The 23,084-nt window shown below is 62.5% G+C and carries 18 protein-coding genes; 8 read left to right on the top strand and 10 right to left on the bottom strand.

The window, feature by feature from the left end:
- Positions 1-52 precede the first annotated feature (52 nt).
- The 5 genes from E0H22_RS02675 (at position 53) to E0H22_RS02655 (ending at position 5,233) form a co-directional block, all read left to right on the top strand.
- Positions 53-484, top strand: a complete 432-nt coding sequence (locus E0H22_RS02675; protein ID WP_233024218.1) for a hypothetical protein — start codon at positions 53-55, stop codon at positions 482-484.
- A complete protein-coding gene (locus E0H22_RS02670) occupies positions 474-1,472 on the top strand; it encodes a TIR domain-containing protein (RefSeq protein ID WP_233024217.1) in 999 nt (332 codons plus the stop codon). The genes E0H22_RS02675 and E0H22_RS02670 overlap by 11 nt, the downstream gene beginning before the upstream one ends.
- Positions 1,473-1,817: 345 nt before the next feature.
- Positions 1,818-2,141: a hypothetical protein gene (locus E0H22_RS02665; RefSeq protein ID WP_233024216.1), complete on the top strand. Its 324-nt coding sequence runs from the start codon at positions 1,818-1,820 to the stop codon at positions 2,139-2,141.
- A gap of 297 nt (positions 2,142-2,438) precedes the next feature.
- Positions 2,439-3,785 carry a DUF4365 domain-containing protein gene (locus E0H22_RS02660; protein WP_233024215.1) on the top strand — a complete coding sequence of 449 codons (1,347 nt, stop codon included), beginning with the start codon at positions 2,439-2,441 and terminating at the stop codon, positions 3,783-3,785.
- A 2-nt stretch (positions 3,786-3,787) separates the two neighbouring features.
- Positions 3,788-5,233: an argonaute/piwi family protein gene (locus E0H22_RS02655; protein WP_233024214.1), complete on the top strand. Its 1,446-nt coding sequence runs from the start codon at positions 3,788-3,790 to the stop codon at positions 5,231-5,233.
- Between the two features lie 175 nt (positions 5,234-5,408).
- Here E0H22_RS02655 and E0H22_RS02650 read toward each other — a convergent pair whose 3' ends face one another.
- From E0H22_RS02650 to E0H22_RS02635, 4 genes are all read right to left on the bottom strand, one after another.
- Entirely contained in the window at positions 5,409-7,892 is a 2,484-nt protein-coding gene (locus E0H22_RS02650; protein WP_233024213.1) for a DEAD/DEAH box helicase family protein, read from the bottom strand.
- Between the two features lie 280 nt (positions 7,893-8,172).
- Positions 8,173-11,439 (bottom strand): error-prone DNA polymerase, encoded by a 3,267-nt coding sequence (locus E0H22_RS02645; RefSeq protein WP_233024212.1) that lies wholly within the window; start codon positions 11,437-11,439, stop codon positions 8,173-8,175.
- The gene (locus E0H22_RS02640; protein WP_233024211.1) at positions 11,436-12,956 is read right to left on the bottom strand and encodes a Y-family DNA polymerase; all 1,521 of its coding nucleotides are present in this window, start codon (positions 12,954-12,956) and stop codon (positions 11,436-11,438) included. The genes E0H22_RS02645 and E0H22_RS02640 overlap by 4 nt, the downstream gene beginning before the upstream one ends.
- On the bottom strand, positions 12,877-13,629 hold the full coding sequence (locus E0H22_RS02635) for an ImuA family protein (RefSeq protein WP_233024210.1): 753 nt from the start codon (positions 13,627-13,629) through the stop codon (positions 12,877-12,879). Before E0H22_RS02635 ends, E0H22_RS02640 begins: the two co-directional genes overlap by 80 nt.
- A 175-nt stretch (positions 13,630-13,804) precedes the next feature.
- On the opposite strand from E0H22_RS02635, the gene E0H22_RS02630 reads away from it, so the two are divergent.
- From E0H22_RS02630 to E0H22_RS02620, 3 genes are all read left to right on the top strand, one after another.
- On the top strand, positions 13,805-14,530 hold the full coding sequence (locus tag E0H22_RS02630; RefSeq protein WP_233024209.1) for an SOS response-associated peptidase: 726 nt from the start codon (positions 13,805-13,807) through the stop codon (positions 14,528-14,530).
- 6 nt (positions 14,531-14,536) lie between these two features.
- Positions 14,537-15,748 (top strand): RES family NAD+ phosphorylase, encoded by a 1,212-nt coding sequence (locus E0H22_RS02625; RefSeq protein ID WP_233024208.1) that lies wholly within the window; start codon positions 14,537-14,539, stop codon positions 15,746-15,748.
- A 113-nt stretch (positions 15,749-15,861) separates the two neighbouring features.
- A complete protein-coding gene (locus E0H22_RS02620; protein ID WP_233024207.1) occupies positions 15,862-16,329 on the top strand; it encodes a 2'-5' RNA ligase family protein in 468 nt (155 codons plus the stop codon).
- Between the two features lie 71 nt (positions 16,330-16,400).
- Here E0H22_RS02620 and E0H22_RS02615 read toward each other — a convergent pair whose 3' ends face one another.
- The 6 genes from E0H22_RS02615 to E0H22_RS02590 all read right to left on the bottom strand — a co-directional run bounded on the left by E0H22_RS02615 (position 16,401) and on the right by E0H22_RS02590 (position 23,077).
- Positions 16,401-16,874 carry a hypothetical protein gene (locus E0H22_RS02615; protein WP_233024206.1) on the bottom strand — a complete coding sequence of 158 codons (474 nt, stop codon included), beginning with the start codon at positions 16,872-16,874 and terminating at the stop codon, positions 16,401-16,403.
- Positions 16,875-17,175: 301 nt separating this feature from the next.
- A complete protein-coding gene (locus tag E0H22_RS02610) occupies positions 17,176-18,435 on the bottom strand; it encodes a sodium:proton exchanger (protein ID WP_233024205.1) in 1,260 nt (419 codons plus the stop codon).
- A gap of 39 nt (positions 18,436-18,474) precedes the next feature.
- Entirely contained in the window at positions 18,475-19,068 is a 594-nt protein-coding gene (locus E0H22_RS02605) for an MgtC/SapB family protein (RefSeq protein WP_233024204.1), read from the bottom strand.
- A gap of 23 nt (positions 19,069-19,091) precedes the next feature.
- Positions 19,092-21,311 carry a heavy metal translocating P-type ATPase gene (locus tag E0H22_RS02600; protein WP_233024203.1) on the bottom strand — a complete coding sequence of 740 codons (2,220 nt, stop codon included), beginning with the start codon at positions 21,309-21,311 and terminating at the stop codon, positions 19,092-19,094.
- Between the two features lie 26 nt (positions 21,312-21,337).
- The gene (locus E0H22_RS02595; RefSeq protein ID WP_233024202.1) at positions 21,338-22,480 is read right to left on the bottom strand and encodes an OpgC family protein; all 1,143 of its coding nucleotides are present in this window, start codon (positions 22,478-22,480) and stop codon (positions 21,338-21,340) included.
- A gap of 138 nt (positions 22,481-22,618) precedes the next feature.
- Positions 22,619-23,077 carry a hypothetical protein gene (locus E0H22_RS02590; protein ID WP_233024201.1) on the bottom strand — a complete coding sequence of 153 codons (459 nt, stop codon included), beginning with the start codon at positions 23,075-23,077 and terminating at the stop codon, positions 22,619-22,621.
- Positions 23,078-23,084 lie beyond the last annotated feature (7 nt).

Raw genomic sequence — 23,084 nt, 5'->3', positions numbered from 1 at the left:
CCCTTGTACAGGTTCCAATCGACATTAAGTGCATGTCAGGTTGTGAGGAGCTATGCTGACACCTGAGAAGACCGCTGACTTGCGCTTGAAGTATCTGGAGATGCTGCAGAGCCTCGTGACCCGCATGGCGGGCTACGGCGTGTCGATTAAGAGCTACTGTATCACAGTTGTGACGGCAGTCCTCGGCTTCTCTTTCACGCTACAGCGTCCTGCAGTTGCCGCCCTCGCGTTGCTTCCCCTAATCACTTTCGCACTTCTGGACGCCCAGTATCTCCGCGTTGAACGCAGGTTCAGGGCGTTATTCGACGAGATCAGGCAGCAGCCTTGGGATGCAGCGCCCTCGTTCGAGATCAACCTAAAAGTTGCCCCCAAAGTCCCGTACTGGCGGGCGCTGGGTAGCTGGTCGATTGTCAACTTCTACGGCCCGCTGGCCGTGGGCGTCATCATAGCAGTGATCGGAGCGAGATACGCTTATGGCAAATGATCCCTTCGAGAACCGCTTCGGCGCACTTTTCGGACTTGGCGGCGCACTGCCGGTTGAGCCTTACACTCCATCGCCGCCACCTCCTTCACCACCACTTAGCCCTGCGATGCGGGCCATCGTGGACGCGCTCATGTCCCAGCCGAAAGCCCACGCGGTGCCTGTATCGCCTCGGAATGCCCTTGCTGATCTGCTGAAAGGGCCACCAGCCTCGCCCAAGTTCGGAGGGGGACTACTGGCCGATCTGGTCGCTCCGCCCCCGTCTTTTGGTGGAGGGCTTCTTGATAGCTTGATTGCCCCGCCGGTTCGCCCCGCACCGCCACCACCGCCGGTTCAGCCTGCCATTAAGCGGAAGGCGTTCTTCTCATTCCATTACGACGACGCCATGCGCGTCAACGTAGTGCGTAACGCATGGAAGATCGCCCATCGCGACAGTGCCACCATGCGGAGCTTCTTCGATAGCAGCCTGTGGGAGAAGAGAAAGATCAAGGACGAGACGACGATCAAGAACCTCATACGCTACGGCGTCAGCAGCACCTCGGCTGTTTGTGTTCTGGTCGGATCGGAGACGTGGTCGCGACGGTGGGTCAGGTACGAGATCGCGAGATCAATCATCGACAAACGCGGCCTTCTCGCGGTCCACTTAAACAGCATCAAACACCATCACACGCTAACGCCCCACACGCGAGGCCCTAACCCGCTGGACTACATGGCTATTGGCAGACCTGTGCCGCAGCCGGGCATGCCTGCTCGGTACTACCTCTATGAGCTTCTGCCGTTCGGGGATGGCTTCGGGGGCGTCAAATGGGAATGGCGGCGGTACGGGGACTACACGTTGCATGTCCCACGCCCCCGCTGGATCGCGGAGTTGGAAGTCGGCACCCTCGTGGCACTGTCAGATGGCGCAGACGAGTACGACTACATGGCCTCAAACGGTTCACGGGAGATCGGCGCTTGGCTGGACAGAGCGGCGAGGCGTTCAGGACGATAAAGTGGGGGACACATTGGGGTGCACAGTGGGGGACACCGCGCCTTAGCGCCTGCCTAAGTCATTGACTACACAGGGTTGTTTTAGGCCGCGGCGTAGTGGCGGAGAGGGGGGGACTCCCCGCCAGTGGCCGCCGTCACCCGCAAAAACCCGTAAAATAGGGCATTTCCAAAACGACCGGTGAAGTTTTGTGACCACCGCTGTGTACCACCACTCGTGGATTTTTCAACACTCAAACACCTCAACCTTGATCGAGCGATCGGACGCGTCGACGGCGGCCGCCCACCGACATCCCGGCGCACCTCAGCCACGTGAAGCCACCGAGCCGATAGCGAACCCATGAGGCGGATGGCCGAGCTGGTGGACGCCGGGCCACCGTCGAGACTGATTCAGCGCGTGGGGGTCCTGATCCTGCTGATGACGGCGGCCGAGACCCTGTCGGAGCCGCCGCAGCAGCTGCCGGCAGAATTGGTCCGATTTGCCGTCTCAGTCGGGCAGTCCGTGGGCACGTTGGCGCTCGGCCCCGGCCACACCGGCGTGGGCCGCCGCCGGCCGTACGGACCCCGGCGCCGTCTTTCAAATCTGGCAAACGAGTCCTTCGAAATTGAATATGCGATTTTTCAAGGATTCGAAAATAATCCAGTCCTCGAATTTCGAATCCTTGAAGAATGAATCCTTGGAAATTTCTCAAGGACTCGTTTGAAATCGATTTTTCAAGGATTCGTCAGCATCGATCGAATCCTTGAAACTTGTGGGGCGATTTTAGATTTTCTGGAAGCACACGTCTGGCGCCGGCGCGTCAGCACGGGGTCTCGGAGCCCGGCTCGCCGGGGGCAGGCGGGCGGGCGGCGAAATTGGGGCGGACCGCCCCGCGCAAGACGCGAGACTTGTCAATCGCCAACGGACGACAAGCGGGCACAACCGGCTTCGACGATGGACAGGAATCACATCCCGCGCCAGGATAAGGCCATGAAGAAGATCGGGAAAAGCGACGTTATTGGACAGCAGGGGATGTCCATTATCGAGGGCATCGTTCTCTCGATGGGGTTCATGTTCTATCCGACAGGCGGCGTCGAGGCGGGCATCGATGGCTTCGTTGAACTGCGAGATGCCGAGACGGGCGAGGTCGGCAACCTGCTTCTGCAGGTCCAGGGCAAAGCGACCGAGCGCGAACGCCTCCAAGGCGAGACCGAGCAAGCGTTCGAATTCCCGTGCGTTGACGCCGATATCGAATACTGGACCAAAGGTACGGCTCCAGTCCTTCTGATAGTCGTGGCTCTGAAGTCGCGGAAGGCCTACTGGAAGTCGCTCAAGGAGTGGTTCGCGGATCCAGAACGACGCAAGTCACGCAAGGTCGTCTTCGACAAGGCGAAAGACGAACTGACGCGAGAGGCCAAGGCAGCCTTGATCTCGGTCGCGACTGCCGTCCGTCCCGGCGCGACGGGCCCGACCGTCAAGAAAAGCGAGCAGATCCTGGTGAACCTGCTGGAGATCCGGTTCGCACCACGGCTGTTCTGGGCGCCGACATCTCACGGAACGGACAAATCGTTCGGCGGGGCGCTTGGCGAGATCGTGAAGCCCTCCCGCGGAGAATGGATCGTCCGGTCGAAGTCGGTACTCTCTTTTCATCCCTTGGACGAGTTTCCCTGGAAAAAGCTCTGCGACTGGGAGGCGATGGAAGAATTCGACACGACGGAATGGGCGAATAGTGACGACGAGGATCGGCAAAGAGACTTCGTGGCCCTCCTCAACAGGGCGATCGGAGAGTTCGTCAGGCCAGAACTGTACAGAGACCGAGACAGCGGCGTGTTCTTCTTCCGCAAGCCGAACGCGAGGGACAGTCTGAATTACGCCTATCGAAGCCTGCAGAACACCACCACCCGACGCGTGGTCGGGCCGTACGGCAAGAAGAAAAGTGACCCGAAGAAATTCGCCTATTGGCGGCACTCGGCTTTCCTCTACCGCTTCGTTCGACTCGCCGGCAAGTGGTATGTCGAAATCACGCCGACCTACCACTTCACGCACAACGGACAGGATGCGGATGGCTACGCCGGCGAGCGCTTGAAAAAGATTAAAGAAATCGAGAACAACGCGGCTGTTATGGGTCAGTTCGTGATGTGGCGGGACTTCCTGACGACGCACGGTGCAGAGGACCTTCTGACGAAAACGTACCCGTTCCTGTCGTTCAGCGCGGTCGACCCGCTCGAGCTCGACGTCGGCGTTCCGGACGATCTCTGGAAGTCACAGGAGATCGATCCCTCGTCTCCGTTGTTCGAATACGCCCTTGCCGGCGAAACGGTCGAGAACGTCACTTGAGATTGACCCATCTGACAGAACCGGACCTGGAGTTTGCACACGCTTTTCGCCATACCGACATCCGGTTCGGCATCATGGACTACGGCCCGCTGGATTTGGGAATGGAGAGCGCGCCCAAGCGCATCAAGCTGGGCGTTATCGGCAGTGCCGAGACCGTCGAAGGCACAGCTCGCTGGATCGAAAAGTGCACGAAGGGTTTCGCCGCCAAACAGAGCCGACAACCAAACCTCTTTCCTCCGTTTCCGGGGGTCGATTTCGAAACCACGTTCAGATGCGAGTTTGTCACGTCCGACGAGATCCAGAGAGTCCTGCCGACACGCGAGATCGCGCGTCTCGTCGCGGTAGCGGGCCAACGGGAAGTGACGAAGCAGATCGTGGAGACCATCACCAACGAGATAGCGGCATTGGCCGAGCAGACGGTGAAACCGGATGTGGTTCTGATCGCGTTGCCGGTCGAGATCATAGAGCGGACCTACAACGCCCGCGACGCGAGCGGCGGAGAAGAGGACGATGAAGTCGAGGCCGGTCCCGCGCTCGACTTCCGCGGGATGCTGAAGGCGTCTTGCATGCGGTTGAGGTTGCCAATCCAGCTTCTTTGGCCGACGACATACGACCCGACGGCTCGGATCCCACGCAAGCTGAAGGAGACCAGCGAACGCCGGACCCAAGACCCGGCGACGATCGCATGGAATCTGCTGACGGCAACCTATTACAAAGCCGGCGGTCTGCCCTGGCGCCTAGCGCGCGACGCGCGTCAGCTCCGGACATCCTTCGTCGGGCTGAGCTTTTATCGTTCGGTGGACGGGGAGCAGGTGCACACCAGCACCGCTCAGATGTTCGACGAACGTGGCGAAGGACTGATCCTGCGGGGCGGCCGCATGGTCGAAAGCGAAGAAGATCGCCGACCGCATCTGACCGCCATCGATGCCTACGAACTGCTCAAGGGCTCGCTGAAGGTGTTTCGGGATCAACACGGACATTGGCCTGCCCGCGTGGTCCTGCACAAGACTTCGAAGTTCGACCGCAACGAACTGGACGGCTTTCACACGGCCATCGACGAACGCGACATCGATTACGCCGATTTCGTCTGGATCCAGAAGTCGATGACCCGGCTGTACCGGCTTGGCGTCTACCCGCCGCTGCGGGGGACGTTGTTGCGCTTCGACAAGGACCAGGCGCTTCTCTACACCCGTGGCAGTGTCGATTTTTTCCGCACCTATCCCGGCATGTACGTGCCGCGTCCTCTGCAGTTGCGATGTCAGGTCCAGGGGCAGCCGCTGCAGCACGTGGCGGAAGAGACACTAGCGCTCACGAAGATGAACTGGAATAACACACAGTTCGACAACGGCATGCCGATCACGATCGCCGCCGCCAAGCACGTAGGTGACGTGTTGAAATACGTGCCCGAGGGACAGGAGATCGCAGCGCGATACAGCTTCTACATGTGACGGGCGTCCCAACTTGAGGCGATAGTCGGCGCAGACAACGTCGCCTCCCAACGCGTTTCGGCAGCAACGCTTTCCGCCGAAGGCGATCACGGACAAAATCTCCGGCCTTCCGGCCTTGCAGTATCTTCGGAAGGTCAGTTGAGCACCGATATATCCGCAGTCGCGCGGCATCCGCCTATTTCAAAGGCTTCACGGTATATCGAGCCAAAAACTCGCTGGGTGTCAGGCCGAAATGGTGCTGTTGCGTCGCGACGGTCTTGGCATCGGCGAAACCGTTGTTCTGACCTAGAGCAGCCGCATAGTCCGTCAACGCGCCAAGCAGTCTGGCGAGCCGGTCGCGCTCGATGATCCGGGTGTCGGGGTGCAGCGTCGCGGCGAACTCATGGTTCGTCCGCGGATGCACCATGACCGGCGTCGCCGAGCACGTGTTGTCATATTGTGCCGAGAACCAGGTCATCGAGCCGGTCAGTTGATTGCAATCGTGCTTGCTGATGGCGGGCGCCTGCGTCGCCCCGCTTTTGCACTCGATGACGAAATACTTAAGCCCGCCGACTGCCCACAGATTGTCCGGCCCCTTTCCGACCTCCTTTTCGGGCTGCTGCGATCCGAAGCCTAGGAAAAGCCCGAGGTCACGCATCGCTATTTCGAACCTGCCGCTGTTCTCTTCGCCCCAAGCAAGCGCTTCCTTCAGCGCGTTCACCCAAATGACGAGCTCGTTTTTCTCCAAGAACCTTTGCATGAACGCGACTGCGGCGGCAGCTTGCCCGTCCTTAGGGACGTCGAGCTTCCTATATCCGATCCCCTTGATCGGGCGGACCATGGCCATGTTCGCCTGGACGGCAGCGAGTTGGGTTTCCTGAGCTCTCACCGGGTCCAGATGATGCAGATATTCCGCGCGCTGCTGCATCAGATAGCCGCGATTGTTCTTCTCGGCGGTCTTGTCGATGACGGATTGTACGGCTTTCTCCGCCAGGTCGAAACGGCCCAGTCGGGCGGAATCAAAGGCGCTCCGCAACGCGACGACGGATTCCTCGACGTTGCTTGGCTTTCCAGGGTCCGCGTTCACGACAGCTGATCGGCTCAGATCGAGCCAGTCGTCTCGGGCGTTCAAGCAGTCGCCCATGACCTTGGCAATCTCGCCGATCGGTTGCCCTTTCAACTGCGACGTCACTTCGCGACCGAGGTCCAGTTGCGCCCTCGTCGCCGGCGAGAACATGGCGCGCGCATCCTGATTGTGCAGGCGCGATGTCAATCTAGATCCGACAAGCACCACGACGCAGTGATCCTGACTGGACCGGACGCCACGACCCATGCCCTGCTCGATCCGCTGGACTTGGCGCAGCAGTTGCCGCCGGGTCCCGTCGATGGCTTCCTGCTCGATGCGTTCGAGCAAACCGTAGACTTCAGGAAGGCCGTCGATCACCATAATCTCGCATGCCTTACCCGGCAGATCGACGCCGTCGTACTTGTTTACGAAGACCGTCAAGCCGACATGACCGGCGCGCAGGCGGTCGGTGCCGGCCTCCATGTTGTCCGCCGTAAGCGTCTGCTGGGCGATGTCCCTCCAATATTCCGCGCGCGCGCGCGAGGGCACGATCACCGAGACGTTCACGTGCTGCGCGGCCAGCGCCATTAACGCTTTGATCTCGTCGGTGGTGATTTGCGGGTTTATCTCTTGAGGAGCCAGGATCATACGGTCGCCGATGTCGCCACCGCCCTTCGGGCGGATCGGATCGGCGACTTCCTTCGGATCGGCCTGGAAATGGCTAACGAGGATGCCGTCGTCGGCCAACGTTGCCGTCATGTAGATGCGCCGCTTGGCGTTGCGGAAAGCTGGAATGTTGTCGATCGGGATGAACCGGGGGGCGATCTCGAGGCGGCCGCCGCCGAAAGCGCATTGGCATAGCGGAAGCACGTTCTCTACGAGACGCCACGGCCATTGGAGCGTGTCATCCTGTCGGAGGGGGTGCAGTATCCCCAATACCGAGGCCTGCTTGTCCTTCCAAGCCCAGTACGGCACCACCATGGCAATGCGCGGATCAGCAGATTGGACGTCAAGGAACCCCGATGCCGACTGACTCGCCAGATCGTGCCGGAACAACTCGAGGAGTGGAAGATAAGCCGGGTGCGTTGCCGTCAGACCGATCCTGAACTGTTCCGCTACGGTTGCAAGGCATGCGTGGGCGTCGTCTATGACCAGACTTCCGATGGAGATCTTGACCCCGTCGCGGGCGACGCCAAATACAGAACGCCCGTTCACCAGCTTCTTAATGTTGATGACGAGGATGGACGTTCCTGCGATGAAGCCCGGATCATGTTCGTTTTCGGTGACAGAGATACCCAGCGCCGCAGCCTCCGCGACGACCTGCTTCACCAGGTAGTTATCGGGAGCAACGTAGACCGCAGGTGCGACTCCCTCGTTGAGACTGCTCTGCAGACAAAGCAGCCCCACCACCGTCTTTCCCGAACCAGTGTTCATTTTCAGTGTGTTGTCGGCACGATCACGCTTCGCGAACCAGTTGTCGAGCACGTCGCCCTGTTCGTCGGACGGTCTTTTGAATTTGCCGGTATCGCGCTTAAGGGTTGTGAAGATCCTGCGCGGATCGGTCTGCTTCAGGCTCGAGATTCCGGACTGAAGCTTTTTGTAGTCGAGAGCCATCATTCCTCCTTGGACGCATTTTGCGCCGCAGAACCGATGACGCTCGGCAAGCCGCGACAAAGTCTTATGCTCGGGGAAGTAGTATAGCGACGGTAAATGCGCAAGCGCGTTTACAGAAGCTGTAAGCCTCTGTCCGGCCTGATCGATTCAGACGCCGATCGCCTGCAAATTTTGGCCGAATTAGGCACTAGGAATGTAGGCTTGATCGTCTGGCTCAGTGCCAAGTTTGAGCCTCGCCTATTTTTCTGGGTATGGCGGCTGAGAACGTTCCGTTATCACTTCACCTGAAATCCCGCGTCTTCACCTTGAGGGTGTCGATGTGAAGGTCGGGAATGTAGATGTCACGCGTCCGAAGTCCCTTCGGCGGCAAACCCCTTGGGTCGGCTCCAGGACTTCCGTGGTGGAATTCGTCGCCGCGTCCATGCGGCAGCGGGAAGCTTTGATCTCGTTCGCCAACGCCGGCGAGTTCGGCCGACATGTCGGTCAGTTGGTTCGCTATCAGGTGGACTACCTCGCCTTCCCTCTGCACGCGCCCGTGGACGGCCATCATGCTTGCGCCGAGGATCACGCGTCGTTGCCGTTCGTACAGCGACGTCCAGACGACGAGGTTTGCGATGCCGGACTCGTCCTCGATCGTGATGAACATGACGCCCTTGGCGGAGCTCGGTTTCTGTCGCACCAACACCAGACCAGCGATCGTGAGCCATCGGCCATCCCGAGCGGTCATGGCCTCGAAGCAGGTCACCATGCGCCGGCGCTTCAGGTCCTCGCGCAAGAACGTCAGCGGATGGTGCCGCAACGTCAGGCCGACGTGGCGATAGTCTTCGACGACCTCGCTCCCTCCTGTCATCGGCCGCAGCGCCACTTCCGGCTCGTTGATCTCGGCGATCGTGCGCTGCTCGCGCGCCGTCGCCGCAGCGAACAGTTCGAGCGGCTCGTCGCGCAGCGCCTTGATCGCCCAAAGAGCTTCGCGCCTGGCCAACTCGAAGGATTCCCGCATGCCGTCGGCCTCCGCGATCATCACCAGCGACGAGACCGAGACGCCAGCCCGGCGCCACAGGTCGTCGACGCCGGCGAACGGCTGGTCCGCCCGGGCGGCGACGATGTCGGCCGCCTGCCGATTCTGCAGCCCGCGGACCATCCGCAGTCCGAGACGAACGGCGAACCGCTCGTCCTCCATAGGCTCGAGGGTGCAGTCCCACCGGGAGGCGTTGACGCAGACCGGTCGGATCTCGACACCATGGTCGCGGGCATCGCGCACGATCTGCGCCGGCGCGTAGAAGCCCATCGGCTGCGCGTTCAGCAGCGAGGCGCAGAACACCTCGGGATGGTGGCATTTCATCCACGACGAGGCATAGGCGATCAGCGCGAAGGACGCCGCGTGGCTTTCCGGAAAGCCGTAGCTACCGAATCCTTCGAGCTGGCTGAAGGTCTTCTCGGCGAATTCCTTGTCGTAGCCGCGCTCGACCATGCCGTCGACGAGCTTGTCCTTGAACTTCGAGACACCGCCGGTGAACTTGAACGTGGCCATCGCCCGGCGCAACTGGTCGGCTTCGCCCGGCGTGAAGCCCGCGCATTCGATGGCCACCCGCATCGCCTGCTCCTGGAACAGCGGGACGCCTAGGGTCTTTCCGAGCACCTTCTCCAGTTCGGGCTTCGGATAGACGACGGCTTCCTTGCCTTCGCGCCGGCGCAGATAGGGATGCACCATGTCGCCCTGGATCGGACCGGGCCGGACGATGGCGACCTCGATGACGAGGTCGTAGAAGGTCCGCGGCTTCATGCGCGGCAGCATCGACATCTGCGCGCGGGATTCGATCTGGAAGGTGCCGAGCGTGTCCGCCTTCCGGATCATGGCGTAGGTCCGCGGATCCTCCGCCGGAATCGTCGCCAGGTCGAGCTCGATGCTCTTGGCCTCTGCCAGGAAATCGAAGGCGCGCTTCATGCAGGTGAGCATGCCGAGCGCCAGGCAGTCGACCTTCATGAACTTCAAGGAATCGATGTCATCCTTGTCCCATTCGATGACCTGGCGATCCACCATCGCAGCGGGCTCGATCGGCACCAGCTCGTCGAGCCGGTCGTGCGTCAGCACGAAGCCGCCCGGGTGCTGCGACAGGTGCCGCGGCGTGCCGATCAGTTCGCGGGCGAGATCCAACGCCAGCCGGAGCCGGCGATCCGACAGGTTAAGGTTGAGCTCCTCCGCGTGCTTGGGCTCGACGCCCTCCTCCGACCAGCCCCAAACCTGCGACGACAGCATCTTGATGAGGTCCTCGGTCAGACCCAGGGCCTTGCCGACGTCGCGCAGCGCGCCCTTGGCCCGGTACCGGATCACGGTGGAGCATAGCGCGGCGTGGTTGCGGCCATACGTATCAAAGACCCACTGCATCACGATCTCGCGGCGTTCATGCTCGAAATCGACGTCGATGTCCGGCGGTTCGCGGCGTTCCTCCGACACGAAGCGCTCGAACAGCAGGTCGTTGCGGCCGGGGTCGATCGAGGTGATGCCGAGCACGAAACATACGGCCGAGTTGGCGGCGGACCCGCGCCCCTGGCACAGGATGTCCCGGCTGCGCGCGAAGCGGACGATCGCGTTCACGGTCAGGAAGTACGGCGCGTACTGCAGCCGCTCAATCAGCCGGAGCTCATGCCGCAGCTTCGGCACCACGTCGTCCGGGACGCCTTCCGGATAGCGCTGCTCGGCGCCCTCCCAGGTCAGTTTCTCCAGCGCCTGCTGCGGCGTCAGGCCGGGCATGGTCCGCTCTTCCGGGTACTGGTAGGCGAGTTCGTCGAGGCTGAACTGACAGCGGTCGGCGATTTCCATGGTCCGGGCGACCGCCTCCGGATGGCGCGGGAACAGCCGCGCCATTTCCTCGGGCGGCTTGAGATAGCGGTCGGCATGCCGCTCGCGACGGAAGCCGGCCTGGTCGATCGTGACGTTGTGCCGGATGCAGGTCACCACGTCCTGGAGGATGCGGCGCGCGGGTTCGTGGAAGAGCACGTCGTTGGTGACCACCGCCGGCACGCCGAACCGGTGCGCGAGGTTCGAGAGTTCGTGGAGACGCATCTGGTCGTTGGGCCGGCGCCGCAGCGTCAGCGCGACGTAGGCGCGGTCTCCGAACACGTCGCGCAGCTTCCGCAGCCGCAGCAGGCAGACGTCGTCCGCCTGGTCCGGAACGAGCACCGCGACCAGGCCCTCGTTCCAATCGACGACGTCGGCCCAATCGAGGATGCACTTCGCCTTGCCGCCGCGTTTCTTGCCGACCGACAGCAGGCGGCAGAGCCTCGAATATGCCGGCCGATCGGTCGGGTAGACCAGAAGCGACATGCCGTCGGCCAGATCGAGACGGCAACCGACGATCAGTCGGACGCCGGTGACCTTTGCAGCCTCAAGCGCCCGCACGATGCCGGCGACGCTGTTGCGGTCGACCACCGCCAGCGCCTCGATGCCGAGCAACGCCGCCGTCGCGAACAGTTCGTCCGCAGAGCTCGCCCCGCGGAGGAAGCTGAAGTGCGACGTGCACTGAAGTTCGGCGTAGCGCGCACTCATCCGAAGATGCCATGCAGGTACCATCGGTGGGACCCGGTCGCGGCATCCTCGCCGTCGCCGGCGCGGAAGATCCAGAAGCGTTCACCGGCCTCGTCCTCGACCCGGAAGTAATCGCGGACGGCGACGAGCTCGGCGTCGCGCTTCCACCACTCGCCGAAGACCCGCTCGGGTCCGTCGGCGCGCTTCACCCGCCTGCGCACGCCGCGCCACGTGAAATTCACCGGCGGGTGATCCGGCAGCAAGGCGACCGTCTCGATCGGCTCCGGCGAAGCGAGCAACCGGGACGGTCTCGGCCACTCGATCGGCCAGACCGTCTCCGAGTTCGGGGCGGTCGCCCCGACCCGGACGAAGGATCGTTCCGGAACGTCGCTCTGCGCCGGCGCCATCCGGTAAAGCGAGGACACGCCCAACCGGTTGGCGAGTATGTCGACGAGCCCCGTCACGTCGGCGGGCGCCGCATCGATCAGCGACGACATCGTCTGCACGGTCGCGAACGGCTGCACCAGCGTGGCGGCGACGCGCAGCACCTCGATGCCGAATCCCGGGTCGATCGTCTCGATCTTGCCGCACAACAGACGCGTCAGGCGCTTCGCGTCGCGGATCGGCACAGCCGTGCCGACGCGCGCCACCTGGATCCGGTTGTCGACGAGATGGCAGACGAGATCGACCCGGAGCGCGCCGAGCCCCCGCTCTTCGAGTTCGGCGCACAGCGTGACCACCAGCTTTCCGATGTAGCGCGCGATGGTCTCCGCCGCGCCGATCGGCTCGACGAAGGTGCGCCCTACCTCGATCATCTCCGCCGGCCGGATCGGATCGATGGGCTCCGAGGCCTGCCCGACGGCCTGGTCGAGCCGGCGGCCGACCAGCGGTCCGAAGCGCAGCGCGAGCGGCGCCCTCGGTGTCTCCAGCAAGGCCCATATCCTCTCGAAGCCCAGCTTGCGCAGGTCATGGACGATGTCCGCCGGCAGCCGCAGCGCTGCAATCGAGAGCCGCTCGACCCCTTCTCTCGTGGCACCTCGTGGCGAGACCACGCTCTCGTCGGCTGAGAAGCGTGCCAGAGCATGCGAAGCGCCCCAAGCGTCCGAGATAGCGACTTTGGCAGAGATGCCTGCTTGGCGAAGTCGCCTGCCGACGTCAGCGGCCATGGCCACTTCACCGCCGTGCAGATGATCAGCGCCGGCAGTGTCCATCACGATGCCATCCGGCGCATCCGCCGCCACCACCGGCGAATAGCGCAGCGCCCAGACCGCAAGTCGATCGAGCGCCTTGGCGTCGGCTTCCGGATCGGCGTGCTGCACGATCAGGTCCGGCACCATGGCCTGCGCCTTCGTGGCCGGCATGCCCGACCGGAGCCCGAGTTCGGCGGCCACGATGTTGGCTGCGGTCACGATGCGCCGGCGGCCGTGCTGGCCGACGAGGACGAGCGGCCTGGTGCCATCAGGCGCGGCGGCGCCCATCGCGCGCATCATGCGATCGATGGGCCAGGTCGGCAGGAATATGGAGACGACCCTCGGCATTACAGGCTTCCACGACGAAATCCGCACTCTCTCCGGCGCGGCATCGGATCAGTTCGAGCAGCCATCGGGCGCGCCCGACACCGGGAACCGGCAACGCCTCCGATGGCAGCGCGGATACCCGCCACCGGGTCACTGATGCCGTCGGTTGCCCGAAGTCCGCGGCTTCGGTCTGACGTCTCCAGCGTCTGACCGCGATCGCCATCGTTCCCGATGCCTCCGCAGCCAGATGCAGACGCCGCGACGATGTCATCGACAGGCGCGAGACTTCCGCGACCACCGCGCCGAGTCCGCCGTGCCGCGCCCCCTCCTCGAAGCTCGCCAGCAGCGCCTTCTCGTCGCCGGTCTCGACGTAGATCACCCGGTCCGCCGCCAGGCCCGCCTGAGCAAGCGCCGCCGCGAACAGGTCCTGCCGGGTCACGCACCAGAGCACCTGACCCGCCGTCCGGGCCGCGATGCCGGCGGCGAACAGCGCCGCCGCGGCGCCATCCACGGCGCTGTTTCCACCGCCGGCGACTTCGTGCAGCGCCCCCATCGCCAAGCCGCCGCCGGGCAGCCGATCGTCGATCGCTCGCACGCCGAAAGGCAACGTCGGTCGCTCGCGCGTCGGCTGGCTTTCCAGCCGTCCAACCTGCGCACGCAGGTCATCGAGAATTTCCGCAGCGGATCCCTTCATTCACCTTCAACCCGCATCTGGAATAAGTGTTCATGATATGTTCTTACAGGTCTGCGAGAGTCAACGGGGTGGTCACGACCTCAAATAGCTGTTTTCGATCATTCGATTGAATCCGCTGGCGAATTGCGCTGACCTGAATTTTTCAGGTCCGATCGACGGCCAAAGGATACCGCAGGTGTGCAACCTCTATTCGATGACCAAAGGGCAGCAGGCCATCCGGGAGATGACCGCCGCGATGTTCGACCGCACCGGCAACCTGCCTCCGATGCCGGGCATCTTTCCGGACAGGATGGCGCCCGTCGTCCGGAATGCGGAGGGTGGCCGTGAACTCGCGATGCTGCGGTGGGGCATGCCGTCGTCTTCGCAGGCGATCTTCAAGAGGGCGAAGACGCGGGCCGAGAAACTGGAAGCCAAAGGAAAGCCGGTCGATTTCAAGGAACTGCTCCGGAAGGAGCCCGACAAGGGCACTACCAACATCCGCAGGCTCGAAAGCAAACACTGGACGCGCTGGACCGGTCTCGAGCACCGCTGCGTCGTGCCGTTCTCCTCGTTCAGCGAATTCAATAAGGACGCGGGCGGCGACATCTGGTTTGCGCTCGACGAAAGCCGCCCTCTCGCCTGCTTCGCTGGCCTCTGGACCAATTGGACGTCGGTCCGGATCATCAAGGAAGGCGAGACGACCAACGACCTGTTCGCCTTCCTCACTACGGATGCGAATGCCGAAGTCTTCGCGGTCCATCCGAAGGCGACGCCGGCTATTATGACGACGACCGAGGAAGTCGACGTCTGGATGAACGCGCCTTGGAACGAAGCCAAAAACCTGCAGCGGAAGCTTTCCGACGGCTCGCTCAAAATCGTCGCCCGCGGTAAGAAGCTCGACCAAGTGGCAGGGGACCAGTAACGCGAGATGGCGGACGATCGGAAAATTTGCGCGGATTGTCTTTCGGACGGCACGTTGCGAACTTGGCTTGAGCAGACCGGGACAGAGGACGACTGCGACTTCGACCCGGAACATGTTGCTGTCGCATTCGTCACCGTCGACCAGTTGGCGGAAGAGGCCGATCGGTGGTTTCAGGAGAACTATCAACCGGGCGGCGAGACGATCGAGGTGGATGGGAACCCCGATAGCGATCGCGTCTACCATGGGACCGAGGGGCAGCCTTTCGAAGAAATATTTTCGGACGAACTCGGCGCCTCCGACGACGTCGTCCGTGCGGTGATGGACGCTCTCCCCGACGTCTCGGACAGGGATATCGCCGACGGCGACGAGGCCTATTACACGGACGCGCACAATTTCGAACCCATAGAGGCCGCTCGGGCGCGCGAGAAGGCCGACCAGGACGAATACTGGTTTGCGAACAGATACGCGTTCGAATGGGAGGACTTCTGCAAACGGGTTCAGTTCTCCTCGCGCTTCTTCGGAATCAAACAGAAGCTGGACGAGCTTTTCGGCGAACCCGCCGAGTATGGAGAAGGGCCGGTGAAGCCGCTGTACGATCTCGCAGCCCCCCAAACGCTCTACCGCGCCCGCTTGATGCGCGACGATCTGACGGAAGCGGTCCTGAACGCGAACGGCGCGGCCAAGTTGGGCCCACCGCCGTCCGAACGGACCCAGGGCGGCAGAATGAACGTCGAGTTCATTCCGGTGTTCTACGCCGCATTTTCGAAGGCCACGGTCGTAGGCGAACTGCGACCCAGCATCGGTGATTCCATCGCGATCGGCACGTTCCGGACCCGGGCACCGCTGAAGGTCTTCGACTTCACCGTCTTCGATCAACGAGCGACGGACCGTCGCCATTTCGTGAAGCACAGCCGATACGATTTCATCACCCAGTTGCAGGCGGAAATCAGCAGACCGGTCCGTCCCCATGAACGCCAGCGTGAATACATCGCGACGCAGATAGTGGCCGAATATCTCAAGTCGTACTTCGGCTGCGACGCGATCATCTATCGCTCGTCCATGCAGCGCGACAAGGCTGATGACAACCGCAATATCGTCATCCTCAACCGAGACGGCTTTGTGGGCGATGCCGATCCATGCGTGCTTGCGTACACGGGCTGGTCGATGCAGGAAGTGACCGACGTGCGGTACACGACGGTGGATGGATTGGTATTCTAGAAGCGATGTGGCCATGTAGCGGCCAAACCGATCGTCGAACCCGTCGGCCGCGTACGGCCAACCACCTTCGAGGGAGCGAAACCATGCGAATACTATGGACCGTCGCCTTTGCTGTGGTGTCGCCCGCCATCGCCTCGGCGCAGGACATTCCGCAGCACACAGTCAGAACCGAGAGAATTTCCGGTTCCCCGATGGGCGTCGGTATGTATGAGGTCGCCGCCGACTGGACCGTCTTCATTGATTGGCGAGCCGTCGAAGCGGCTGCGGAGATGGACGACACGACATACATCGTGACCGCCGAGATGGACGGCGACAGTTTCGCCTGGCTCGACGGCCTGCGCAGGCTTCGCTTTCCGCCGGAGCGCAACGTGTTGTCTGCTCACCTCACGATGTTTCACCGCCTTTCGGCGCAGCAGGTCAGATGCCTATGCGCCATGGAGCTTACGCACGAAGCGATAGAGCTCGAATTCGACGAGGTCCGGTTTCTGGGAGCCGGCGTGGCAATCAACGTCAGATCACCCGATTTGGAAAGGTTGCGGGTCGAAGTTGCAGAAGCGGTCGGCGGCGAGTTGTCGCGGTAGGACGGCCAAAAATGGAAGCCTCACGTGACGGTCCAGAACAAGGCACCTCACGCCGTTTCGATGCTCGCTGCCTACTTTGCCAACAACCCTGCCGATACCGACACGAAACGCGCTCCGTTCCATCTGAATATCTTGTGCGTTGTACCGTAGTCCACTTCGATGCCGGCGACGCCGCCTTCCTTCCTCAACCTCACGTCGCGCGTGCGCACGCTGAAAACGAGCCGATGGCGGCCGCCGGATTCCAGATAGATTTCGTGAAGGCAGCCGCCGCCGTCGCACACCGCCGCCCGGTTCGTGCACGCCAAATCCTCGAAATGCAACGACACGAAGCGCCGGCCACCGGCTTCGATCGATACCGAAAAGTAATGGGCCGCGGCCGCAGCGTTGCCGCACGCGCGCCCGCGCGCAACGACTTCCCTGCGTATGTCGGCCGGAAGCCCCTCGACGTGCTCGGATGCCCACGGCCTTTCCGTCGCCATGCTGCCGCGGGCGATCGACTGCCCGGATGCGAACAATGAACAAAGCACCAGAAGTACACGCGTCATGGAAATTCCTCGAGGCCGTCTCATCAGGCGCTCCCTTCTGTATGCCTCGGCGCGGCCTCGCCCTTTCCGTCGAAGCGATGTGAAATACCGACCGAACTCCCCACTTCCACTATGCCGAAAGCTACCAGATTTCGGACGATGCCGCCGATCGCGCTTCGGCCGAAGGAAATCGTTCCGGACCTGAGCACCCTCATCCGCGGGATCGACCTTTTCTCGGAAATGACGACGGTCTCCAAGCGCCAAGGCATTTGCTTGAGATACGTTTTTCGTTGTTGCATGGTTTGGTTTTGCGACGTCGCGCTCACGCGGGGCCGGACCGACTGATCGAACTGGCCGACGCGGCAGACGGCCGGACGGTAAATCGAATAATCCCCAGCAGTCGGCGGCGGTTTCGCATGAAGAGGATGGCGGCAAGCGCCAGGTAGATCCACGCCAAGCCGGTCAGAGTGGCAATCAGACGCGGTTCATCGTCCTTGAAGTAGTACGCCAAACCCACCTGTACCGCAAAAAGCGACGCCAGTGCCCCTGCCGATAGGAGACTGAAGCGAAGCCGCATCAGCAGCGCGACGCCGAACAGGGATTGCGACGCGGTCAGAAAAAACTCCTCGATCTGGCGCGCATCCAACGCCAGCGGGCTTGCACTGCCCGCGCCGATGCTCACGGCCAGTGGCAGCATGCCGACCAGGAGCGTCCACTGATTGATCTTGTCGCTGATCATGGTGACCAGGCCACCAGACGCCCGACCCTTCAGAACGAACAGGATGGCGACAGATACCGCGGGTGCTTCGCTCGCGAGTGGCGCCAACCACTGGATCAGCAGGAATTCGTTGATGCCGAGGGCGCGGCCTGCATCGACCATCGCTTCCGCGAAGGGTTCTGCGCTGCGCAGGATGATTGCGCAGGCAACGAGCCCGAGCCCCGCCATAACCATCCATTGGAGCCGAACGGGCAGTTCATTCAGGGCAGCGGCAGGCCCGGGCTCTTCGTCTTCGTCTGTAGTTTCGCTCTTCAGGACGTTGCGGACCCGCCAGACATATCCCCCATAGATCGCCACCAACATCGCGAAATCGAAAAGCGTGATGCTGCCTTTGACGAGGATGACGAATGCATAGATGCTGGCGAGCAAAAGGAAGGAGATCTCGACCGCGTTGTCGTTCGTCAGTTCGATGGCGCGATGCCGGGCCTTGATCCAGTGCAGCAGCGCCAAAAGCGGCCATGCGACACCGACAAGCAGCCGGTTCGCACCGGTCATGTTGGCGGCTGCGTAGTGGACGTACGGAGACTCCGGACCGGCCTGCCCGGCCTGAAACGCGTAGTACATGTCCACAGCATATTCCGGAAGCACCGTGACCAGCGCGACGGCCGCGAGGATCAGGCCTTGCGCGATATGGCTTTCTGCCGCTTCCGCCCCCCAAGACAAGAGGAAGCCGGCCGCGAGTATCGCGACGCCGAAGATCGCGGTTTCAACGATCGGGCCAGGCTGCCAAGCGACCGCTCTCAGGGCCAACGCCGGTAGCGCGGCAAGCACCGCTATCGCGATGAGGATCGAAAAGCGCTTCAACGACGTTCACTCCGTTCAGGGCAGGCTTCGCCTGCTGGGTCAGAATTCATTGCCGTTCGAATCGCGACTGGCGTCCTTCGGCCTCCAGCGCCGCGCATCGAGCCTCCCGATCACGGGCAGGAACTGCAATTCCAGGATCAGAATGACCAGAACGGTCACCAGTGCGGCGATCAGAAGCTCGCCGATCCCAGCGAGCATGCCGACCGCCGACGCCGCCCAGATCGCAGCGGCCGTGGTCAGTCCCCGCACGTTGCCGCCGTCCTTGAGGATCATGCCGCCGCCGAGAAAGCCGACGCCTGTGACGACACCGGCCATTATCTTCTCCGCGGTCGCCGGAAAGTTTTCGACGCCAACGGCAGTGAATGCCGCTGCTCCCAAGCTGACCAGCATGAACGTGCGGTCGCCGGCCTCGGAGCCGCGGAATTCGCGTTCCCATCCGATCGGAAAGGCCAGCACGACGGCAACCACGATCCGGACGAGCAATGTGAGGTCGAAACGCGTGGTCCCGCCGCCGTCCCCGGTAGCTGCCAAAGCCGCCGTCGGCGGCCCACAGGCGATGGAGATCACCGCCACTTGCAACAACGCTCGACGCAAGCGGCCCTCGACGACCATTCGGCTGAAGGGAGAAAACATGGGCGTCCTTTTCGGTGTTCAAGCTACGCGAAAAATTTCGTCGTCGATTTTTTTCCACCGTAAACGGGCCCTCGGGGCAGGCGGAGCAGGCGCAATGCGTTCATCGTCACCAGAACCGTCGCACCGGTGTCGGCTAGAATGGCAGGCCATAAGCCGGTCAGTCCGACGACCGTGGTGACGAGAAAGACGGCCTTCAGGCCCAGCGCGACGGCGATGTTCTGACGGATGTTGGCCATGGTCCGCTTGGACAGGACGACCATCGCGGCCACGTCGGACACGCGCCCGTGCAGCACGGCAGCGTCGGCCGTCTCCAGCGCGACGTCGGCTCCGCCGCCCATCGCGATGCCGACGTCGGCTGCCGCCAACGCGGGCGCGTCGTTGATGCCGTCACCAACCTTGGCGACCACAAAACCTTCGTTCTGGAATTGGCCGACGATCCGCAGCTTGTCCTGGGGCAACAGTTCCGCTTCGACGTCGATTCCTAATTGCTTGCCGATGGCGGTGGCAGTGCGGCGGTTGTCGCCGGTGAGCATCACCGTCCGGATCCCTGCGTCCGACAACAGTTTCAGCCCATACTTGGCATCCGGACGAGGCTCGTCTCGCATGGCGATGGCTCCGGCGATCCTGCCGTCCATGACGAGCAAGGAAACCGTCTTGCCTTCGTCGTTGAGCGCCGAGATCCGGGCATTTTGGTCGGCGGTGACGGGAGCAAGTTCGACGACCGCGTTGGGCGAGCCGAGGAATATCCGCATGCCCTCCACCGTCGCCTGGACGCCCTTGCCGCCGATCGCCTTGGAATCGGAAGTCGGCGGCACCGACATCTGCTGCTCCGCCGCCTTTGACAGGATCGCGGTCGCAAGCGGGTGACTGGATCCGGACTCGAGCGCTGCTGCGAAACGCAGGACGTCACCCTCGCTGTGCCCGAAACCGATGATGTCCGTGACCTGGGGCTTGCCCGCGGTGAGCGTGCCCGTCTTGTCGAAACAGGCGATGGTGATCTTGCCGATCTGTTCGAGTACGGCGCCCCCCTTCAGCAATAGTCCCCGACGCGCGCCGGCAGACAAGCTGGCCGCGATCGCCGCAGGCACCGAGATGACCAGGGCGCAAGGACATCCGATCAAGAGAATGGCCAGGCCCTTGTAGATCCAGGCGTTCCATGCTCCCCCGAACAACAGCGGCGGGACGATGGCCACCAGGGCCGCCACCGCTACCACGCCGGGCGTGTAGTACCGAGAGAAGCGGTCGATGAAGCGCTCGGTCGGAGCCTTGGACTCCTGCGCCTCTTCGACGAGCTTCACCACGCGCGCGATCGTATTGTCCGCCGCGGCAGCCGTCACGCGCACCCGGAGCAGTCCGTCGCCGTTGACGGTGCCGGCGAACAGGATCGCATCGCGCCCCTTCCGGACGGGCGTGCTTTCACCCGTGACCGGCGCTTCGTCGATCGAACTCTCTCCGGAAAGGATGGCCCCGTCCGCCGGAACGCGGTCGCCGGGACGCACCTGGATCGTGGCCCCCACAGAAAGGGAGTCCGCTGGGACCTCGCGGACCCGACCGTCTTCCTCGACCCGGGCGGTCTTCGGTACCAGCTTGGTCAGGTCCTGGATGCTGGCGCGCGCTCGGCTCGCGGCGACGCCCTCAAGCAGTTCGCCGATCAGAAACAGGAAGACCACCGTCGCCGCTTCCTCCGTCGCCCCGATGAACACCGCACCAGCGGCTGCAGTCGTCATAAGCATTTCGATCGAGAACGGCGTGCCTGCCATCGCAGCGGAAATCGCGCGCTTGGCGATCGGGATCAAACCGACCATCATCGCCAGTAAAAATGCCCACTGCTCGGTGGCCGGAAGGGCTTTTCCTACGGCGAAAGCGACCGCGAGAGCTAATCCGGATGCGATCGTCAACCGGCCCTTGCGGGTTTGCCACCAATGCTGGCCGAAGGCTTCTTCCAGATGCGAATGGGAGTCATGCTGCGCCGGCGGCGAGTCCTCGCCTTCGCCCTGAACATCGTTCCGATAGGTCTCCGAGCGAGCCACCCCGTAGCCCAGAGCTGAGATCTGGTCCCGGATGGTGTCATCACCCACACCGTTGGGATCGCGTCTGACCGTCACCGTTCCGCCGGTTACGGAGACGTTCACCTCGCTGATGCCAAGCATGCGCTGCAGCGCGTTTTGGATTTTGGTTGCACAGGAGGCGCAGTCCATCCCTTCAACCCGCAAGCGCGTGGTAATCGAAGCCGCCGGCGCCATCGGTTTCGCTCCAAGGGGCTCTGACATCATACGGCCCTCAATCTGTCCGGCACCGATGCGGGTCGGAGGTTCTTGGTCCACGTTCGGAAGTAGGCGACGGCCGTCATCAAGGCGATGCCAGATAGGCTGACGAGCAACTGAAAGACGATAGAGTCGGAAACCAATTCGATGAGGAAGCAGCCGGCGAACGACAGGAATATTCCGACGCAAAATACATCGAGGGAGCGCTCGCCGCAGATTATCGCGGGACGCAGGACGGGTAGCTTCAACGCCATCGCGCTGCGCGGCACCAATCTCGCGACGACCAGCGCAAGCGCGAGGAAATGCAGGATCCGATACGGTGCCAGGTTCGTCTTGTCGTTCGGAAGAAACAGATCGGCGATCGGTGCCGGCATCGCCGATGAGAAACCGAAATGCGCAGCGAGCATGACGGCGAAACTGAGCAACAGGTAAAGCACGGCCGACCACAGGGCCGGGCGGGATGCGGTCAACCGCGTCACCAGGCCGGATCCATGGAGCGAGATCCAGGCGCCGATCACGAATAGAAACTGCCAGGCGAAGGGATTGAAATACCACGCGCCATCGGGATAGCTCGCGAGGTTCCACTCGAAGGTCCGGGCCGCCACATAGATCGCGAACGAAGCCGCGAGCGCCAGACCCGGCGTCCGCTTCAATAGCCAGAGGAACGGCGGGAACGTGGCCATCAGCGCGGTGTAGAGAGGAAGGACGTCCAGATTAAGCGGCTTGAACTCGAGCAGCAGCCCGTGCTTCAGAAATTCGATCGGATCGGCGATCAGACGCCGGATGTTGAATTCGTCGAGCAGATAGGCGTGACCGTAATTCTGGGCCACGTAGCCGATCGCGGCGACGTAGACGACGAACAGCAGGATATGCGCAACGTATAGCTTCCAGGCCCGAGCCAGCATGCCGACCGCGGCCACGACAAAGCCATCGGCGGCCATCGTCCGCGAATAGACGAGTGCGACAGTGTAGCCGGAGATGAAGACGAACAGGTCGGCTGCGTCGCTGAACCCGTAGTTCTTCATCGTGATCCAGGCGACCACGTTATTGGGAATGTGGTCGAGAAAGATCGCCCAATTCGCCAGCCCGCGAAAAAGGTCCAACCTCAGGTCTCGACCCGAGCCGTTCTTGGCAATCACTGTGTTCATATCATCTACCGGAGCTTCGCGACCGGGGCGCGCCCATCCGAAGATTCGGTGCGGAAGTGCATCTTTAAGGCTTGTGAGTCGTCGCTCATGATCGTTTCCTTGGCCGCAGCCGGCGCGGCTCGACGCATTGTTTCAATTTCACGTTTTGCCCTCCTGACGGAGCCGCTTGTAAAGCGCTTCGACAGCATCGGAAAAATCGAGCGACGGGCTCATCGCGCACCGATCTTCCATGAAGCGCAGTTGAACGATGAGGCCGAAGCTCGGGGGATTGAGATCGAGACCCTCGTCTACACCGGGTGGCCTGCTCAACAAGATGCCGCTCATGAACCCTTGAGCCCACGCCAGATAGTCCCGCCTGACCAAAGGATTGGTTTTGACTTCATCGTTGAACTGCCGGCACGTCGCTGCGCCCAAACCGACGATTCTGGCCTTTGGCGGTTCCGCCCGCAGTTCCCGTCCTGCGTCGGCTGCAAGCAAGGCAATCGACGACAGGGTCAGCAGACCGAGTGAACGGCCAACGCTGCGGCCCGCACCGCGGGCGAAGGGGCGGGGCGCATGGCCGAGGTAGCCGCGCGGTGCAGTTAGTTCGATCGGCATCCGACCG

The organism is Rhodopseudomonas boonkerdii, from assembly GCF_021184025.1.
Taxonomy (GTDB): Bacteria; Pseudomonadota; Alphaproteobacteria; order Rhizobiales; family Xanthobacteraceae; genus Tardiphaga; species Tardiphaga boonkerdii.
This window is presented reverse-complemented; position numbering and strand designations above follow the sequence as displayed.

What these genes read in the sequence shown, in the direction of transcription:
- E0H22_RS02625 (WP_233024208.1), top strand. Translation starts at nt 14,537, where the DNA reads ATGGCGGACGATCGGAAAATTTGCGCGGATTGTCTTTCGGACGGCACG.
- E0H22_RS02640 (WP_233024211.1), bottom strand. Translation starts at nt 12,956, where the DNA reads ATGCCGAGGGTCGTCTCCATATTCCTGCCGACCTGGCCCATCGATCGC.
- E0H22_RS02675 (WP_233024218.1), top strand. Translation starts at nt 53, where the DNA reads ATGCTGACACCTGAGAAGACCGCTGACTTGCGCTTGAAGTATCTGGAG.
- E0H22_RS02590 (WP_233024201.1), bottom strand. Translation starts at nt 23,077, where the DNA reads ATGCCGATCGAACTAACTGCACCGCGCGGCTACCTCGGCCATGCGCCC.
- E0H22_RS02635 (WP_233024210.1), bottom strand. Translation starts at nt 13,629, where the DNA reads ATGAAGGGATCCGCTGCGGAAATTCTCGATGACCTGCGTGCGCAGGTT.
- E0H22_RS02615 (WP_233024206.1), bottom strand. Translation starts at nt 16,874, where the DNA reads ATGACGCGTGTACTTCTGGTGCTTTGTTCATTGTTCGCATCCGGGCAG.
- E0H22_RS02660 (WP_233024215.1), top strand. Translation starts at nt 2,439, where the DNA reads ATGAAGAAGATCGGGAAAAGCGACGTTATTGGACAGCAGGGGATGTCC.
- E0H22_RS02650 (WP_233024213.1), bottom strand. Translation starts at nt 7,892, where the DNA reads ATGGCTCTCGACTACAAAAAGCTTCAGTCCGGAATCTCGAGCCTGAAG.
- E0H22_RS02665 (WP_233024216.1), top strand. Translation starts at nt 1,818, where the DNA reads ATGGCCGAGCTGGTGGACGCCGGGCCACCGTCGAGACTGATTCAGCGC.
- E0H22_RS02600 (WP_233024203.1), bottom strand. Translation starts at nt 21,311, where the DNA reads ATGGCGCCGGCGGCTTCGATTACCACGCGCTTGCGGGTTGAAGGGATG.
- E0H22_RS02595 (WP_233024202.1), bottom strand. Translation starts at nt 22,480, where the DNA reads ATGAACACAGTGATTGCCAAGAACGGCTCGGGTCGAGACCTGAGGTTG.
- E0H22_RS02670 (WP_233024217.1), top strand. Translation starts at nt 474, where the DNA reads ATGGCAAATGATCCCTTCGAGAACCGCTTCGGCGCACTTTTCGGACTT.
- E0H22_RS02605 (WP_233024204.1), bottom strand. Translation starts at nt 19,068, where the DNA reads ATGTTTTCTCCCTTCAGCCGAATGGTCGTCGAGGGCCGCTTGCGTCGA.
- E0H22_RS02645 (WP_233024212.1), bottom strand. Translation starts at nt 11,439, where the DNA reads ATGAGTGCGCGCTACGCCGAACTTCAGTGCACGTCGCACTTCAGCTTC.